At 29.2% G+C, this 16,994-nt stretch carries 17 protein-coding genes; 10 read left to right on the plus strand and 7 right to left on the minus strand.

The genetic code is table 11. The annotated features are described in order from the left end of the window. Nucleotides 1-5 precede the first annotated feature (5 nt). The 8 genes from C6990_RS06565 (at nucleotide 6) to C6990_RS06600 (ending at nucleotide 9,164) form a co-directional block, all read left to right on the plus strand. On the plus strand, nucleotides 6-158 hold the full coding sequence (locus C6990_RS06565) for a hypothetical protein (RefSeq protein ID WP_182129678.1): 153 nt from the start codon (nucleotides 6-8) through the stop codon (nucleotides 156-158). 47 nt (nucleotides 159-205) lie between these two features. Beyond that, on the plus strand, nucleotides 206-397 hold the full coding sequence (locus C6990_RS06570) for a hypothetical protein (protein WP_182129680.1): 192 nt from the start codon (nucleotides 206-208) through the stop codon (nucleotides 395-397). A gap of 10 nt (nucleotides 398-407) precedes the next feature. Then, entirely contained in the window at nucleotides 408-1,484 is a 1,077-nt protein-coding gene (locus C6990_RS06575) for a 6-hydroxymethylpterin diphosphokinase MptE-like protein (RefSeq protein WP_182129682.1), read from the plus strand. A gap of 41 nt (nucleotides 1,485-1,525) precedes the next feature. Beyond that, entirely contained in the window at nucleotides 1,526-3,172 is a 1,647-nt protein-coding gene (locus C6990_RS06580; RefSeq protein WP_182129684.1) for a B12-binding domain-containing radical SAM protein, read from the plus strand. Between the two features lie 20 nt (nucleotides 3,173-3,192). Beyond that, nucleotides 3,193-3,867, plus strand: a complete 675-nt coding sequence (locus C6990_RS06585; RefSeq protein ID WP_182129686.1) for an SDR family oxidoreductase — start codon at nucleotides 3,193-3,195, stop codon at nucleotides 3,865-3,867. Between the two features lie 173 nt (nucleotides 3,868-4,040). Then, nucleotides 4,041-6,635 carry a glycosyltransferase family 39 protein gene (locus C6990_RS06590; RefSeq protein ID WP_182129688.1) on the plus strand — a complete coding sequence of 865 codons (2,595 nt, stop codon included), beginning with the start codon at nucleotides 4,041-4,043 and terminating at the stop codon, nucleotides 6,633-6,635. After that, complete coding sequence (locus tag C6990_RS06595; protein WP_182129690.1) at nucleotides 6,632-7,996, plus strand: sulfatase family protein; 1,365 nt, start codon at nucleotides 6,632-6,634, stop codon at nucleotides 7,994-7,996. The genes C6990_RS06590 and C6990_RS06595 overlap by 4 nt, the downstream gene beginning before the upstream one ends. Before the next feature lie 52 nt (nucleotides 7,997-8,048). Continuing rightward, on the plus strand, nucleotides 8,049-9,164 hold the full coding sequence (locus C6990_RS06600; RefSeq protein ID WP_182129692.1) for a sulfatase family protein: 1,116 nt from the start codon (nucleotides 8,049-8,051) through the stop codon (nucleotides 9,162-9,164). Nucleotide 9,165: 1 nt separating this feature from the next. Here the strand turns inward: C6990_RS06600 and C6990_RS06605 are convergent, their stop codons facing one another. Genes C6990_RS06605 through C6990_RS06620 form a run of 4 tightly spaced genes read right to left on the minus strand, consistent with a single transcriptional unit; the run spans nucleotide 9,166 to nucleotide 11,847 of the window. Further along, complete coding sequence (locus C6990_RS06605; RefSeq protein ID WP_182129694.1) at nucleotides 9,166-9,915, minus strand: phosphocholine cytidylyltransferase family protein; 750 nt, start codon at nucleotides 9,913-9,915, stop codon at nucleotides 9,166-9,168. A 6-nt stretch (nucleotides 9,916-9,921) separates the two neighbouring features. After that, entirely contained in the window at nucleotides 9,922-10,470 is a 549-nt protein-coding gene (locus C6990_RS06610; protein ID WP_182129696.1) for a thiamine pyrophosphate-dependent enzyme, read from the minus strand. Further along, nucleotides 10,463-10,951: a thiamine pyrophosphate-binding protein gene (locus tag C6990_RS06615; RefSeq protein ID WP_182129698.1), complete on the minus strand. Its 489-nt coding sequence runs from the start codon at nucleotides 10,949-10,951 to the stop codon at nucleotides 10,463-10,465. Before C6990_RS06615 ends, C6990_RS06610 begins: the two co-directional genes overlap by 8 nt. Then, the gene (locus tag C6990_RS06620) at nucleotides 10,948-11,847 is read right to left on the minus strand and encodes an isocitrate lyase/phosphoenolpyruvate mutase family protein (RefSeq protein WP_182129700.1); all 900 of its coding nucleotides are present in this window, start codon (nucleotides 11,845-11,847) and stop codon (nucleotides 10,948-10,950) included. The genes C6990_RS06615 and C6990_RS06620 overlap by 4 nt, the downstream gene beginning before the upstream one ends. A 62-nt stretch (nucleotides 11,848-11,909) precedes the next feature. Between C6990_RS06620 and C6990_RS06625 the strand changes: the two genes are divergently transcribed. Next, complete coding sequence (locus C6990_RS06625) at nucleotides 11,910-12,854, plus strand: iron-containing alcohol dehydrogenase (protein ID WP_182129702.1); 945 nt, start codon at nucleotides 11,910-11,912, stop codon at nucleotides 12,852-12,854. Between the two features lie 45 nt (nucleotides 12,855-12,899). Here C6990_RS06625 and C6990_RS06630 read toward each other — a convergent pair whose 3' ends face one another. Genes C6990_RS06630 through C6990_RS06640 form a run of 3 tightly spaced genes read right to left on the minus strand, consistent with a single transcriptional unit; the run spans nucleotide 12,900 to nucleotide 15,836 of the window. Continuing rightward, complete coding sequence (locus C6990_RS06630) at nucleotides 12,900-13,781, minus strand: glycosyltransferase family 2 protein (RefSeq protein ID WP_182129704.1); 882 nt, start codon at nucleotides 13,779-13,781, stop codon at nucleotides 12,900-12,902. 59 nt (nucleotides 13,782-13,840) lie between these two features. Beyond that, nucleotides 13,841-14,857: an SIS domain-containing protein gene (locus C6990_RS06635; protein WP_255465294.1), complete on the minus strand. Its 1,017-nt coding sequence runs from the start codon at nucleotides 14,855-14,857 to the stop codon at nucleotides 13,841-13,843. Nucleotides 14,858-14,906: 49 nt separating this feature from the next. Further along, complete coding sequence (locus C6990_RS06640) at nucleotides 14,907-15,836, minus strand: NAD-dependent epimerase/dehydratase family protein (RefSeq protein WP_255465295.1); 930 nt, start codon at nucleotides 15,834-15,836, stop codon at nucleotides 14,907-14,909. A gap of 88 nt (nucleotides 15,837-15,924) precedes the next feature. On the opposite strand from C6990_RS06640, the gene mtnA reads away from it, so the two are divergent. Beyond that, nucleotides 15,925-16,980 carry an S-methyl-5-thioribose-1-phosphate isomerase gene (gene mtnA, locus C6990_RS06645; RefSeq protein ID WP_182129706.1) on the plus strand — a complete coding sequence of 352 codons (1,056 nt, stop codon included), beginning with the start codon at nucleotides 15,925-15,927 and terminating at the stop codon, nucleotides 16,978-16,980. The last annotated feature ends 14 nt before the right edge of the window (nucleotides 16,981-16,994 follow it).

Here is a 16,994-nt window from a genome sequence, read left to right on the forward strand (position 1 = left end):
AAAACATGAAAGCAAACTTTAAGATCAAAAAGGATGAAGAACAAAATAATAATGAAGAATTGTCATCAAAAGAGAAAGAGATCACTAATGAGGAATTTATAAAAAAAGGAATGAATGTTTGGACATATAGATCTAAATCTGGATTAAATATTAAATAGAAACTATTTCACATGTACTTTAAATAGAAATGTAATGTGATGAAAACATGAAAGCAAACTTTAAGATCAAAAAGGATGAAGAACAAAATAATAATGAAGAATTGTCACATGTTGAGAACAAAGTGATCAATGATGAGGAATTTGAAAATTATATTAAAAAAACAGGTGCTGCAGGATCATTTATGGTATTTAGAAATTTTAAGAAAAAACAAGATGAATTAGGCATTGATGAGATTTAATAAATGAATAATGTCTGCGGATAATGAGTTTATTTTATCAGAAAATACTTTACTTAAACTATTAAAAACAAAGAAAGAATCTGGATTTGAGGAAAAAACTTGGGATGAATGGTTTTTACATGTTTTTTCCAACGAAGGGGAGAAATCATCAAATGATAAAATTATAGATGATTTTTTTTATAACAATGACTTTGAACAATGGATAAAAAATTTTGCATTAAATTTAAATGATATTCAAAATGAATCCTCAGCAAAAAATATTTTTCATGATGATAACAAAAATGACTTTGCAATAGTTATCGGTGCTGGACCTTCATTAAAAAAAAATAAACATTTAGAACAATTAGCAAAAAGCAATTATTGTGGAACAATTATTTGCACAGATCGTTCATTAATACCTACATTGAAAGCAGGAGTAACACCGGAAAGATTTCCTTCTTTTTTTGTAATTACAATTGATGCATATGAAAAAATTACAAACTATTATGATGATGAAATTGTTAACAAATTTGGTCCTTTAATTAAAGGAATTTTTTCTGTACTTACTTCTCCCAATGTCATGAAAAGAGTAAGAAATGCTGGAATCAAAATTCATTGGATACATTCATTATTTGATTATGACGAAGGTAAAAAATCATTTAATCATATTTCTGCTTTGATGATTAGATCAAAAAAACCTGATCATAAATTACCTGCAATTCAAACAGGTGGCAATGTTGGAACATCAGGTTGGTTTCTCGCTTGGAAAATATTAAAATGTAAAACTATCTGTCTAATTGGAATGAATCATGGATGGGAAGAAGATGATCCACAAGATTTAATTTTATCTCATGGTGCTGCAGGAGACATTTCACAACTTTCATTAGATGATGAAAGTTTTCAAAGAATGTTTCCCAAAATTTTTAATCCCTATTTTCAAACATATTGTATATTAGATCCAATTTTTCAATACTATAGTACAACATTCAAAGAATTTATCATTAGGTCTCCAGAAGAAGTAACCACTGTCAATTCTACAGAGGGAGGTTCTTTATTTGGTGACAGAATTACATGTATTAAATTCATCGAATTTTTATCAAAATTTTAAATGTAAGTTTATAACATAATTCAAATTACTAATAATGAAAATTGAAAGTTCTTTTGATACAGCCCGAAGTTAGATTAGATGATAAACCATTTGATTTTCCATTCTGGGCAGGTATTTTTGCTTCAATCGTTGAACAAAAACGGGGTCAAGTTGCTATATTAGATCTAAATGCAATCAGAATGAATTATGGTGGAGACTATGTTCCATTAGAACAGATAAGAAAAGATATTGCATCTGAAAAATGGGATCTCATAGGAATCAGTGGATTAACTACCATGTATCGAAGAATTAAAGAATTAGTTCCTACAATTAAAAAATTATGTCCTAATTCAATTTTGATAGCTGGTGGAGGATTTGCAACCTATAATCCTGATGAAATATTGCAATTAATTCCTCAAATTGATTTGATATGTATTGGAGAAGGTGAAGAAACATTTTCTGAGATATATGACACGATCAATAATGGGAATAATGATTTTGAGAAAATTAAAGGATTATGTATTAATAAAAACGGAATTCCAACATATACGGAGCCACGAGCATTAATTCCTAATTTAGATACAGTGCCGTACCCTGCATATGATTTGTATGAATTAGATGTGTATTTTAGATATTCATCATATCCATATTCCGTTGAAGCATTTAATGCAAAAAGAAGAGCCACCGCAGTATGGGAACGAGGTTGTCCTAGAGGTTGTACATTTTGTTCTCACAATGGAATGTCTCGTATAGACTTGCAAAATATTTATGGTGAAGGGGATAGAAAAAAAGGAGAACAACTAGTTAGAATATCTGATAAGGAAAATAATACGTTTCAATTACCAGCAAGATGGCCTACTGCTCAATATGCAGTGAATAATATCAAATTATTACATGAAAAATATAATGTCGATTTTGTTTCAATTTTAGATGAAAACATGACAAGTAATAAAAAATGGACAGAGGAATTTTGTAATTTGTATATCGATGAAGGATTAAATGAATTAGTAAAATGGGGAACTTTAGGTGATGCACCCAGTGTTGCAACTCAGTCACATCTTTTACAAACAATGAAAGATGCAGGTTGTACTTACATTTCATTTGGATTTGAGTCCGCATCTGATAAAGTACTCAAGGAAGATATTCAAAAAGGACAAACACGAAAACATCTTCAAATCACTATTGATGCTATTAGAGAAGTTCAAATGAGGCCATTAACTACTTTCATGATTGGAAATGAACATGAAAATATTAATGATTTGATGGAAACAGTAGATTTTTGGATTAAAAATAATATTGAAATTGATCCTTTCATATGTACCCCTTACGTTGGCAGTCCTATTTACTATAATAATAAAAGATTCCTATTGGCACAATATGATGAAAAACTAAAACACGCTGATAAATTAGATATTGATAAATCTGTAATCAAAAAATGGGAATTAGATGCACTTGATAAATTTATGACAGAATGTGGAGATGCAACTCTATACACTGGAACTGTGAGTAAATACTTCACTATTCCAGAGCTTATCGCATTAAAGAGATTCATGTATAAACATGAAACAGGAAGAATGTTGGAAATGGCGCATCAACGATATGATCAAACAGGATTAGAACAATGGAATCATGATAACAAATGGAATGATTATTGCGGTATATGTAAAGCAAAAGAAACACTATCAGAATACATGACAATGCAAATTTGAGAAGACAATAAAAAAGAAAAATGAGAAAAATTACTGTAACTGGTTCTGAAGGATTAATAGGTTCGGAAATATGCAAATATTTTAAAAATACTGATCACGTTAAAAAACTTGACATTAAACTTGGACATGATCTTTTAGATGAGTCATTTGTAAAAACTTGGTTTAAAAAAAATAAATCTGATTATCTTATAAATTGTTTTGCATTAAATGATCATATTAATCCTAAAGGAAAACATTACACTCTGTATGATTTTACTTTAGAATCTTTTTCAAAGTACTTGCAAACAAATTTGATATCTTTATTTTCTGTATGTAGAGAATTTGCGCGAAATAACAAATTTGGAGCGATTGTTAATTTTTCTTCTACATATGGATTAGTTTCTCCAAATCCAGCTTTATATGATGGATTTCATAAAGATATTGGATATGGAGTTTCAAAAGCAGGAGTATTGAATTTAACAAAATATTTGGCTGCACATTTGGCCCCCAAAATTAGAGTCAATTCAATTGTTCCAGGAGGAATACAATTAAATCAAAATAAAAATTTTATAAAAAACTACTCGAAATTAACTCCGATGAATAGAATGATGAAAAAATCAGAATTAAATGGATTAGTGGATTATTTATGTTCAAAAAAATCTAGTTATGTTACTGGTTCTACAATTATAGCTGATGGTGGATATACTGCATGGTAGGTATTGATACATATATTATTACAGTGAGAAATTCTTTAAAAAGATTATAAAATATAACCATGATGATTGTTAGTTAACATGTGCAGTTTAATATTCTGTTTTTAAAAAATTCGCTTTTTTTTGACCTTGTTTTTATTTTTATATTATTAATTTCTACATTTTTTATTTTTATCGTGATTCATGATAGTATTAACCCCTCATTTATTTCTGATTCCACTTTCTTCATTGGTGTAAGTAATAATCTGTTTGATGGTAAGGGATTAACATCATCTTATATCCCATCGAATTATGATTATGCTGGTATACATGGTAATGATATTTCAAATCTAATTAAAACAAATCCTAATATTAATTCTGAATATAGTAAGCCACCTGTATTTTTTATTTTGGAAGGGGCATTTTTTGAAATTACAAATGCAAACGAATCGAATTGGGTTTTCATTACATCTGTTTTTACTGCAATAATTTCATCATTTTTCATAGTTTTATTTTATCTCTTGATCAGAAAATACTTTGAACCCTTTATTGCAGTATCTTCTACATTAGTTGTTTTCACGTCATTTTTCTTTTTAACGGAAATAACACATGGAATGGCACATACATTGACTTATCTTTTCATTGTACTGGCATTTTTTTTCCTAGAAAAAAAAATTAAACATTATTTTTTATTTGGATTGTTTATTTCTCTTGGAATTTTAACACATGAATTAGCAGTTATACCATTATTCAGTTACATTACATTTTTGATTTTTAAATATGAGATCAAAGGATCTTTAATAGTTTTAGGTACTTGGTTTATTATTTTATTCCCTTGGATGATTAGACAATTTCAAATATTTGGAGATTTTGGCATAGGAGTTGGAATACCTTTTTCCAACACAATTTCATCATTTTTTATTGCTGAATCCATTGAATCCTCTCCGATTTTAGGATTGGAAAATGAATTAATCTCTGCTTCTGCATATCTACAACAACTTTTTTTCAATTCACATTTACCTTATAATTTACCTAAAACTGATCTTTTAGTATTTTTTTTCATATTTGTAGGATTTTCTTTCTTTTTGTCAACTAAATTACAAAAATGCTTTTTCATATCAAAGATAAAACAAAAAATATTTTTGATATTAACACTTTCTCTTATTTTAATATTATTTTTAGGTATTTTTGATATTTTAATTCTTAATGGAATTACTTTAATTTATGAAACTTTGAACAATCAATTTTATTCTGAAGAATCAACAATGGATTCTGATCAAGAAATAAATAGATTAACTTTAGTTATACAATTTCTAATTATTTTTATTCCTATTATTACTTTGATATATTTTTTAAGAAAATACTTTTTGAAAAATAATCTTTTTGATAAAGATCTCACAAGATTTCATTCAATAATCCCTTTCATTATGATTTTTTCAATTTTTGCAATGTATATTGTAACTATTAGAGCAGGAGGTGTTTATTTTCCACCATTTTACCCAGCTTTATTTTTAACTCTTCCATTAGGAATACTAGGATTAAAAAAATTTATAGGATTTTTTATTTTTGATGACACTAAACTGAAAAAATTTTTACCATATGTTGTTATTGGAATTATTCTTATCATTTCAATTTCTTTTATTTTAGATCAAAGTATTTCTTGGATTATCACAATTCATGAATTTGATTGGAGAACTAATGAAAATTTTCCAGATTTTTATAATTGGTTTAATGAAAATATAAACAATGAATCTGTAATTATGACTACTTATCCTGCAAATACTTATCTTAATACTGGAAATCCTACAGTTCCAATCCCAAATGAATTTTATTCTAACTCATTTGAAACAAAAAGATACATTGAACATTATAATGTAGAATATATTTTACTTCTAAATCCTATTCCTACGGATATAATACGTGCAAAACTTTCATCTTTTACTCCTGTTGTTACTTGCAATCAAGACTGTATGATTTTAAAATATAATCCAAATCAAGAGAATTACATTGAACTTGCTGCTAAAGAATTTTTGGAGGTTTACAATTATGATGTCCTGAAAATCAAAAAGTTTCTTTATGATGACTTCGGATGGGATCCAAAACCAAATGAAGATGGAGAAATCCAATTAAGACTCAACTTTACTGATGAAGATGTTAATAAATTATCAATATCATTCATTGAATCCACATTTGATCAGATTAATCCTATCATACAATTAAGACAAGAAAAAAATAAACAATCTTTAGAAAATGCAAAAATCCATGAACAATCTAATCAGTATTATGATGCATTATCTATATATGATAAACTTTTAGAAACTAACAAGTTTGATTTTAAAGCATTAGAAGGTAAAATTCGTGTTTATCAGAATCTTGATGATAAAACTCAAGTAAACAAAATTTTTGATGAAATTTATTTGTTATATCAAGAAAAAATAAATACAAAAAGTCCTTTTGATTCACCAATTGAAACTTTCCAAACAAAATATCTGGAAACTATTCGTTCTGAGATACATTACTGGCAAAATGAATCTAGTGATCGTAAACTACTTGATGCATATGAAGAATTTTTTGAACTTGATAAATTTAGTCAAGAAGGTTGGTATGGAAAAGCAGAAACCTTAGAAAAATTAGGTAAATTACCTGAAGCGATACGAGATTATAATTTCTTACTTAGAGTGGTCCCTTCTGAACAAACTGATGAAATTCAAAATAAAATAACTGAAATAGAAAACCGTTTGAAGTTAGAACCAAAAAATAATAAACAACGAACTAGAATAATTAGTAAATGAAGTATAACGTTTTATTTTTAGTAATTGATTCGTTACGTTCTGATAAATGCTATGATACAACTAAAACGTCAATTACTCCAAATATTGACTCATTAATCAAACAAGGAATTTATTTTTCTCAGGCAATAAGCTCCATTGCTTCCACTTCACCTTCAATGGGAAGTATGTTTACTGGACTTTTTCCTTTTAAAACTGGAATGAGTAATGATACATATGAAAAATTGAATGCTGATGTACCTACATACGTAGAGCATCTCAAAAAGCATGGTTATACTACTTTTGCAACAACGTCTGAAGTAAATTCATTTTTAGGGATAACAGAAGATTTTGATCTTAAACTAGAATCTTCAACTCATAATAATTACTATGGTTTGTTTAAGGGATTGGGAAAAAAAATTCTTGCAAAGATAGGTTCTATTTTAAACGAGCCATGGTTTTTTTATATTCACATTAACGACTTACATCAACCAATTGTAGTGCCTGAAAGCTTTGATCATCCAAAATATGGTGAAACCTCATATGAAAGAATGGTCTCTGCAATTGATTCATGGATTGGTGAACTTTTGAAAAAAATTAATCTAGAAAATACTTTGATTGTTATTACAGCAGATCATGGAGAATATATTCGCTCATTAAAAATCAATGATCAAATAATAAATCTTGAGTCTGGAATGGGAGAAAAAACTCTTTGGCAAATTGGTAACAAGATTCCTTCTGTATTATATGGACCAAAAAAAAAACTTTCATTGTATCTGCACAAAATTAGAAATTCTAGAAGAGAAAAACAAATCAAAAATTTGTCGTTGTCAAAATATGAAGAACGAGTACTTACAACATCACGAATGAGTCAAGGTAGTCATGTCTATGATGATGTATTAAAAGTGCCCTTAATTTTTGCAGGGCTTAATATCAAATCTAGTAAAATAATTTCACAACAAGTAGGTTTAGTAGATGTTTTTCCCACAATTGTTGCATTAATAGGCTTAGAAAATTTGAATTCAAATATTGATGGAACTAGCTTGATTCCTCTTTTTACAAATCAGCATCTTGATGAAAAACCTATTTTTATTCAAAGCATGCCATATGTCACTGAAAATCATAAAAACTATGTAGGGATTAGAACAAGTGACTTCAAATATGTTAGAGATGCTAATAATCATGAAAATTTTGAGCTTTTTGATCTAATTCGTGATCCTCTAGAACAACATGATGTTTCACATGATTTTCCTGAAATTGTGACTAAAATGGAGAATATTTTGCAAAATTATCTTAAACAAGAAATTAAACCTGATTCCAAAAAATTAGATGATGTAGAAAGAAAAAAAGTTGAAGAAGAATTAAAAAAACTTGGATACATCTAAAATCACTTTTTAGTTTAGAACTGTTTTTATTTAAATTCGTTTTTTTAAAAATATGAATAGAAAAAATGTTATAATTTTAATGATTGATGGTGGAAGGTTAGATCGTGCTTTATCCTCAACTGTTTTTAACAGACTTAAAAATAATTCTGCCTTTTTCTCTCAATCTGTAACTTATGGACCTCATACTATAGCTGCTATGCATGCAGTTTTCAGTGGTACATATGGAAATAGGACTGGAACTGATAGCTATTGGTCTACATTCAAATTTAAAAAAGATAAATTTAAAACATTAACTGAATACCTTCATGATTTAGAATACTACACTTTAGCTGATGTGGTTAATGAATTAGTTATACCTAAACAAGGATTTGATAAATTTCTTATTCATGATGAACTAAAAGATGATCTTACTTCACGTCATTGTAATTACCTTGAAGAAATGAGTAAGATGAATTCCGAAGGAAAAAATTTCTTCTTGTATCAACAATACAGCAATATTCACACTGGTATTATGAATGAAGTTCTTAAGGTATATGATAATTTTAGCGACGAATATTTTTCTAATAAAGAAAAAAATGAACAACGTTATGATAAATTATTTGCAGATGCAGAAATTTATTTAGAAACAATTCTTCAACACATTAAAACTCTTGAATTAGATAAAAATTCATTAATTTTGATAATGTCTGATCATGGAATTAGTGTGGGAGAAAAAATTGGAGAAAGAGCATATGGTGCATTTTGTTATGATTACACTTTACGAACATTTACTTATTTTGTATATCCTGAAATAAAACCTATTGAGATCAAACAACAAGTACGAACCATAGATTTTATGCCTACAATTTTAGATTATCTAAATATACCACTTTCTGAAAAATTTGAGAAGATTGATGGTGAATCACTACTTTCTTTGATTAATGGTAATTCAATAGAAGAAAAACTAGCATTTTCAGAAACAGGAAATCCACTTAAGGACAATCGGCCTCCAGAAAATCCTAATACTAAATCTATACGTTCATCAAAATGGAAATTTATTTTTAACGAATATGATGGTTCTAAGGAACTTTATGATCTAGAGTCTGATCCATCTGAAGAAAGCAATCTTATTGGAAAGAATTTAGAAATAGAAAACATTCTTTGGAAAGAAATTCAAAATTATCTGTAATTTAGATATATTTTTTTTTAGCATTTTCTAGGTCTTGCGGTGTATCAATCTCACACCATTCACCATTTACAATTATTGGTTCAACTAAGATATTTTGTTCAATTATCTCTTGAATCATATCTGTTAGATAAGATTTTTTAAAGGTTTTAGCATCACGAAATGGAGCTGGATTATTTTTTTCCACTCTGGTAAATTCATCCACAAAAATTTTTGATCCTTTTTCAGAAAATTTCATTATTCCAATAAACTCTCCATTTTTTTGATTTTTTGCAATTTGTGAAATGTTTTTTTTAATTTTTATAATTTTGTTATTTTCAATTATTACGTTGTCTGCTTGAGATTTTGGATGCTCTGTTCTATTTTCATATTTTGATTCCCAATTTAGATCTGTAGCAATTCCAATATCTACCTTTGATTGTATGATTTGCTGTAGGATTTTCTCATCGAACAAAATATCTGAATATGTTGTTATGACATCTCCTCTAATTTCATTTTTTGCAGCCATTAGGCTCAAAAGAACATCATGTTTTTCATATTCTGTGTCTTCCAAATATCTAATTTTGTTAAATTTGAATTTATCTTTATGTGGTCCTGTAATTATGATAATTTCTTCAATATTGTTGTTTTTCAAAATTTCTATTTGTCGTTCTAAAATAGATTTACCGTTGATGTCCAATAATCCTTTTGGCATTTCTTTAGTTTGTGAACCTAGTCTTTTTGCAGATCCTGCAGCAATAATGATAGCTTTCATATTTTTCTAGAGTGAATTTACTACTCTGTCTCTAATAGTTTTAGGTTTCCATAAAACCCTTTTACTCCTTTCTTTACTAGTAGATATTTTGATTAATAGAAATATTGGCCCATCTTGTTTTTTTATTTGATCTAAAACAGAAATCAATCTAGTTTTTGACTTTATTACAAATATTTTATAATTAACACTGTTTGCAATTTTTTCCAAACTTATTTTTGATGAATTAGTAGGTTGCCCTCCAGTTGATTCATGACTATTGTTGTCAAAAACCACATGTACCAAATTCTTTGGCATTAAACTTCCTATGGTGACTAGAGAACCTAAATTCATAAGGATGTTGCCATCTCCATCAAAAACAAAAATTTGTTTTTTAGGATTTTTTAAAGCAATTCCCAATCCTATGGATGATGCGAGACCCATTGAACCAATCATGTAGAAATTTGATTTTTTATCATTCATTTCAAATAAATCTCTGCTCATAAATCCATTAGCTGAAACAATCGGATTTTTTCCAGCACTTTTTGCAACAATTTTTACTGCCTCTTTTCTAATCATGAAACATCCTCCTGATTACAAGCGCACATGGTTTTTTGTCTTTTATTTGGTTTAGTGCCCAATCACAACATGCTTTCCAATTTTTTTCAGTCATAATTTTCGTTTTTAATCCAATCAGTTTTAGAAGTTCAGGTTGAATTTTACCAATTTTTAGATGTTCTGGAGCGTCATCTGTAAGAAATCCTCTCCAACCAATAAGAAATATTATTGGAATTTCATAAAGCTGAACTAGAGATGTAATGGTGCTTATTGAATTTGCAAATCCTGCATTTTGCATAAACACCAATGATGGACTTTTAGAGAGAGACATTCCTGTGGCAATTCCTACTGCCTCTTCTTCCCTAGTTGTAATTATGATGTTGTTGTTTTTTAAGCATTCATCAATAAAATATTTTAATGTAGAATCAGGAACTCCTATAAAATTTTCTACCTTGTTCTTTTTTAGATAATGATATGTTTCACGTTGTTCCTTTTCATTCAATTTATGTATCCTAATTTTTTTAGATTTTCTTCAATGTCTATTTCCTGCTTTTTTATGTCATACATTTCTTGCAGATGAAATATCTCTTCCATAGAAGTCATTTTTGTTTTAACATCACCAAGACTTTTTGCTGTAGATAATTCTTTTAGATGTTCTGTCATTGCCCAATGAGCCGCTCGTAGTGATTGATTTGCATAAATTACCATTTTTATCTTATGATTTTGAAGTTCCTCCAACGTTACATTTGGATATGATGTAGGAATAGCAATAATGGGTATTTTCCCATTCCATGTATCACAAAATTCAAAAATTTCATCTGGTAATTTTTTTTTTGAATGAATTAAAATCGCATCAGCACCTGCATTCTCATAAGCATTTGCTCTTTTTTTTGCTTCATCCACTCCCAATCCTGCGATTAATGCTTCAATTCTCGCTATAATCATAAAATTTTCATTAACTTTAGAATTTTTTGCCGCTAGTATTTTTGCAACAAAATCTTTCTCAGGCAATAATTCTTGTTTCCCACTTTCTAGAAGACTGTTTTGTTTTGGAAATATCTTGTCTTCTATACTTACTGCAGCAATTCCTGCGCTCTCATATTTCTTTACCATGTGGCTTACATTACTTGGTCCTCCAAATCCTGTATCACAATCAGCAATTATGGGAATTGAACAAGCATCTGCCATTCTAGATGTTACCGAAAGAAATTCAGTCATTGTGAGAATGCTTGCATCTGGTAATGCATGAGTTGCAGATATAGCAAAACTACCAGCCCAAACTGCATCAAAATTATTCAATTCTACTAATTTCGCAGACATTGCATCAAACCCACCTGCAACTTTCAAAATTTTATTCTCTTTTAATTTTGATTTTAGTAGATTGGCTCCATTACTCATTTTTATCAGACATGTTTAGCAAATAATTTAATATATAATAATAGATCTTTTAGTTTCTTTATATGTGGACAATAAAACAACCTCCAAAAATTATCTTTGGAAAAAACTCAGTTAAAGAATTTTCATTTCCTGATAAGTGCTTAGTAATTACATCCAAGGGAGCAAGATCGCGTGGATGGTTAGAATATGCTGATCTAAACAATACGATAATTTTTGATGATGTGGAATCTAATCCCTCAATAGAAACTACTGAAAAGATTATTTCTAAATTTCAAAATTCTGATTTTAGTTATATTGTTGGAATGGGGGGTGGAAGTTCTATGGATGTAGCCAAGTACTGTGCATTTAAAATGAATAAATTGAAGATAATGATCCCAACTACTTTTGGTAGTGGCAGTGAGGTAACTAGAATTTCAGTTCTTAAGGTAGATGGTAAGAAAAAAAGCTTTCATGATGATGGACTTTTTGCAGATATTGCCATAATCGATAGTCATTTCATTGAATATTCTGATGATAACATAATTAAAAATTCAGTAATTGATGCTTGTGCTCAATGTACTGAAGCCTATGACAGTAAACTTGCAAATCCATATACAAAATTTCTTTGTAATTCAGCATTTGATCTTTTAGAAGAAGGTATCTTAACTAAGAACTATGAAAAAATTGTAATAGGTTCTTTATTTGATGGTCTTGGATTTGGGAATTCTTCAACTACATTAGGACATGCTCTCTCTTATGTATATTCCAATGAGGGTGTTTCTCACGGTCATGCCTTAGCTTTTACAACTATGACAGCTCATAAATTTAACAATTCTCCATTTTATGAAAGATTTATGAAATTAGTAAAAAAACTCCAGTTTGAAAAAATAAATCTCAATCAGTCTTTAGACGAAGCTGCAGAATTAATTTTAACAGATAGAAAACACTTAGATAATAATCCAAAAAATGTAACAAAAAATGATATAATTAATCTTTTAAATAATATTAATTCCGAAATGTCTTTTTAAATATATGATGCTATAGTTTTTTAATAATTCAAAAAAAAAAAATAATCAATGACGTTTTTCTCTTACTACACTTACAAGTGAAAATAACATTATTGATGTCATCATTAACATAGCTCCCAAAATTGTAGAGCCTATTCCAAGTAAAGCTAAATTTGTAATCACTTGGCGTGTATCTGTAAATCCTTGAATAGTCCATAAAATAAAGAATAGTCCTAAAGTTAAAAAAAAGATTCCTGGCAATCCATAGAATTTCAAAGGGTGCTCTATTGAGATAAATTTTAGAGTGCTAACAATTACTAAGACACCATGTGATACAGGATGGTGGGTAGAAGTATTTCCTTCATACGATACTATTATTGGAACTTCAATGACTTTAAAATTCATTTTTGATGCTTTTATTAAAATCTCTGTTGAAACACCCATTCCATAATCAGAAGGTGTTATGGCATTAAGGATTTTTTTTGAATATGCACGAAAACCACTCTGTGAGTCAGTAATGTCTTTCCCTATTGATGTGTTGGTAATTTTTGTTATGACTTTGATTCCCATTTTTCTATATTTTGGAATGGAACTATCTTTATCGAGAAATCTTGAACCTATGACTATGTCTGCATCTTGATCAAGAATTGGCTGTATTACCGATTCTATGTCCTTTACATTATGTTGACCATCAGCATCAAATGTTACTAAAATATCACACTCGATCTCTTTTCCTTTAATGAACAGGCTACGAATGCTTGCACCATAACCTAAATTTTTGGGATGGTTTATGACAGCTGCTCCTAATTTTTCAGCAATCAATGCAGTTGAATCATTTGAACCATCATTACAAACTATGATCGTATCTGTGTACTGTTTTAATTGCGTAATAATTTTTCCAATATTTTGTTCTTCATTATATGCAGGCAGACCTATAGCTATTTTCATTACTACTTTCATTAATTTTTGACTTTAAGAAGATTTTGCATAATGCTATTTTTTGCAGTTTATTCCGAAATACTTTTTTTAATAAAATCGATTGATTTTACTGGAGACGGATCAGTTTTTGATATAACTGCATAAAAAATAGAGGAATAATCTAAAAGATAAATCAGATTAATTAATTTAGAAAGTATACTGCCTTTTACAGAATGGATTTCATAATAATCAATTTTATTAATGTTGAAATATTTTTTCAAAATTTCCCATCTTTCTTTCGTTTTTACATAGTCATTATTACCTTCTAAAAGAATAGGTTGAACATTACTGTGTTTTTCCCACGGTACAATACCATTATGACAAGCTTCAATTACATCTTCAGATATTGTGTGGATTTTTCCATTTTCTTGAAGAGAATTTTTAAATCTTATGGCTGCAGCTTGTAATCCATGTGGATAGTAAATTAAAGGAGTTCCAGAAATCCACATGGCAAGATTAAGAGATGGATTTTCTTGTGTTAAATTATTCGATGAAATTTTATCTCTGAGAGATTCTAATTCTGTTAGTGATTCTAAAATATCTTCATGTTTTACTGGTATTACTGACTCTAAGATTTTTAACATTGAATATAAAAAATTAGTAAATGAAACACGTGGTGAATGAATTTGTTTAATTTCTCTGAATTCAATATTGTATTTAGTACAATATCTTTTCATTTTACCTCCTGATGAAAAAGCAATCAATTTACAATTTAATTTTGAAGCTAACTTTAGAACATTTAATGTCTCTTCTGTGTTACCTGAAATACTTACTACGATTACTAAGGTATTAGAATCAACAGTTTCTGGAAGTAAATATCCTTTTACTACATCAACGTGAATTTTTGTTTTAGATAAAATGGATGCAAAAATATCTCCAAGTGCACCTGAACCTCCCATTCCTGCGAAAATAATATGTTCAATACCATCAAAATCAGCTTTAACAAAATTTTGCTCATAAGATTTTCTTGCAATTTCTGGCCACATATCATACACTTTGTGCATTTGTTGTGAATCATATTTTTCTAGAATGGAAAGATCTAACAATATGTTAAATCAGAAATCAATCACAATAAAATATCTACTGGTATATCTACTATTTCTCACTATGTTGGTAATTATTTATTAATTCTTGGACTCCTTCTTTTAATTCAAATTTTGGAGAATATGTAAGGTGGTTTTTTGCCATCGTTATGTCAGCTTGACTATATTTAATATCTTCATTCTTTTCAGGCAAATATTGTATTCCTAGTTTTTTTCCAGACCATAAAATCATCTGTTCTGCAAGATCTTTAACAGTAATTGTTTTTCCACTGGCAATGTTGAATGTTCCACTTTTATTATACAATAAAGTACTGTTAATTGCATTAACCACATCACATATTGCAACGAAATCCCTTGTTTGTAAACCGTTTCCGAATATTTCTAATGGTTTATTTTCTTTAATTTTTTCAATGAATTTAGTAATTACTCCTGCATATTCTGATGATTGACCAATACCATATATGTTGAAAAATCTTAGAATAATACAATGTATGCTATGTTTTGATACAAATCCTTTGATCTTTTGTTCCATTTTCACCTTACTTTCACCATATGGGGAAATGGGATTCATTGATGATTCTTCAGTTAATTTAACACCCTGAATACTATCTCCATACACAGCAGCTGATGAAGATACGATTAGTTTCTTTACATTATTTTTTTCACAAGCAATTAATACATTATTTGTTCCATCCACATTAACTCTGAATGTTTCTGTAGGATTGTTGATTGATTCTGATACTGAAATCTTAGCAGCAAGATGAATTACTATTTCTTGATCTTTTACAGCATTTAGTATGTCTAGAGGTTTTGTGATGTCTCCTTCTATAACTTTGGCACCTATATCTATAAGATGTGATACAGAATCTTTAGTAGAGTTGGAAAAATTATCAAAAATTGTAACTAGTTGGTCCTTTTCTAAAAGTGATTTTACTAGATGCTTTCCAATAAAACCAGCTCCACCAGTGACTAGAATTTTCATAAAAATAATAAAACAAAATAGGGTTATATTTTGTACCTAAATTTACACTATCAGTTGATTTTTAAAATGTTAAATTTTGATACTCTGTATGGTTGATACTATTATTGATTCATCTTTGAGAACAGTTGAATGGAAAGATAACAAAGTAATAATGATTGACCAGACCAAGCTTCCAAACGAGCTTGTTTTTGTAGAATATGATGATTTCACCCAGGTTGCAGATGCCATCAAAACTTTGGTGGTTAGAGGCGCACCTGCAATTGGAGTATCAGGTGCATTTGGGTTAGCATTAACTGCATTACAAAGTAAGGCAACAACCAAAGACGATTTACTGTCTGATTTAGAAAATGCTAGAAAAATCCTTTTTGCAACTAGACCAACTGCAGTGAATCTGGGTTGGGGATTGGAAAAAATCATGAATGTTGCAAAATCAGGAGATACAGTTGAACAAATTAAAAAACTAGTTATTGAAACTGCAAAAAAAATGGCAGAGGAAGACATTGAAATTAACAAAGCCATGGGAAAGAACGGCTCTGCTCTTTTTGATGATAATGACACTATAATGACTCACTGTAATGCAGGTGCTCTAGCTACAGTAGCATATGGAACGGCACTAGGTGTAATTAGAGCAACAAGAGAATCTGGAAAGAACATCAAAGTAATAGCTACTGAGACAAGACCGATCCAGCAGGGCTCAAGACTCACTGTCTTTGAACTAAAGCATGACGGATTTGATGTCAGTCTAATTCCAGATACCGCTGTAGGATACTCAATGGCTAATGGATTGGTAAACAAAGTTGTAGTTGGTGCAGACAGAATTGTAAAGACAGGTCATGTCTTTAACAAAATTGGAACCTATCAGGTGGCAACCATGGCAAAGCAACACGGAATTCCATTTTACGTAGCAGCCCCACTATCCACCATTGATCTTGAAACCAAAGCAGAAGATGTAATTATTGAGATGCGTAAAGGAAGCGAAGTCACAGGAATTGGATACAAAAAGACTGCTCCTGATGATATCAACGTGATAAATCCGGCATTTGATATGACGCCGCCTGAACTAATTTCAGGAATAATTACCGAAAAAGGTGTGGCAAGAGCTCCATACGAGAAATCAATCCCAAAATTATTTCAAGCTAATTAATAGAAAGTTTTTAT

Origin of the sequence: Nitrosopumilus sp. b3, assembly GCF_014078525.1 — an archaeon.
Classification (GTDB): Archaea; Thermoproteota; Nitrososphaeria; order Nitrososphaerales; family Nitrosopumilaceae; genus Nitrosopumilus.

Coding starts and splice junctions, on each gene's coding strand:
- C6990_RS06565 (WP_182129678.1), top strand. CDS start 6: ATGAAAGCAAACTTTAAGATCAAAAAGGATGAAGAACAAAATAATAAT.
- C6990_RS06570 (WP_182129680.1), top strand. CDS start 206: ATGAAAGCAAACTTTAAGATCAAAAAGGATGAAGAACAAAATAATAAT.
- C6990_RS06575 (WP_182129682.1), top strand. CDS start 408: ATGTCTGCGGATAATGAGTTTATTTTATCAGAAAATACTTTACTTAAA.
- C6990_RS06585 (WP_182129686.1), top strand. CDS start 3,193: ATGAGAAAAATTACTGTAACTGGTTCTGAAGGATTAATAGGTTCGGAA.
- C6990_RS06595 (WP_182129690.1), top strand. CDS start 6,632: ATGAAGTATAACGTTTTATTTTTAGTAATTGATTCGTTACGTTCTGAT.
- C6990_RS06600 (WP_182129692.1), top strand. CDS start 8,049: ATGAATAGAAAAAATGTTATAATTTTAATGATTGATGGTGGAAGGTTA.
- C6990_RS06605 (WP_182129694.1), bottom strand. CDS start 9,915: ATGAAAGCTATCATTATTGCTGCAGGATCTGCAAAAAGACTAGGTTCA.
- C6990_RS06610 (WP_182129696.1), bottom strand. CDS start 10,470: ATGATTAGAAAAGAGGCAGTAAAAATTGTTGCAAAAAGTGCTGGAAAA.
- C6990_RS06620 (WP_182129700.1), bottom strand. CDS start 11,847: ATGAGTAATGGAGCCAATCTACTAAAATCAAAATTAAAAGAGAATAAA.
- C6990_RS06625 (WP_182129702.1), top strand. CDS start 11,910: ATGTGGACAATAAAACAACCTCCAAAAATTATCTTTGGAAAAAACTCA.
- C6990_RS06630 (WP_182129704.1), bottom strand. CDS start 13,781: ATGAAAATAGCTATAGGTCTGCCTGCATATAATGAAGAACAAAATATT.
- C6990_RS06640 (WP_255465295.1), bottom strand. CDS start 15,836: ATGAAAATTCTAGTCACTGGTGGAGCTGGTTTTATTGGAAAGCATCTA.
- mtnA (WP_182129706.1), top strand. CDS start 15,925: ATGGTTGATACTATTATTGATTCATCTTTGAGAACAGTTGAATGGAAA.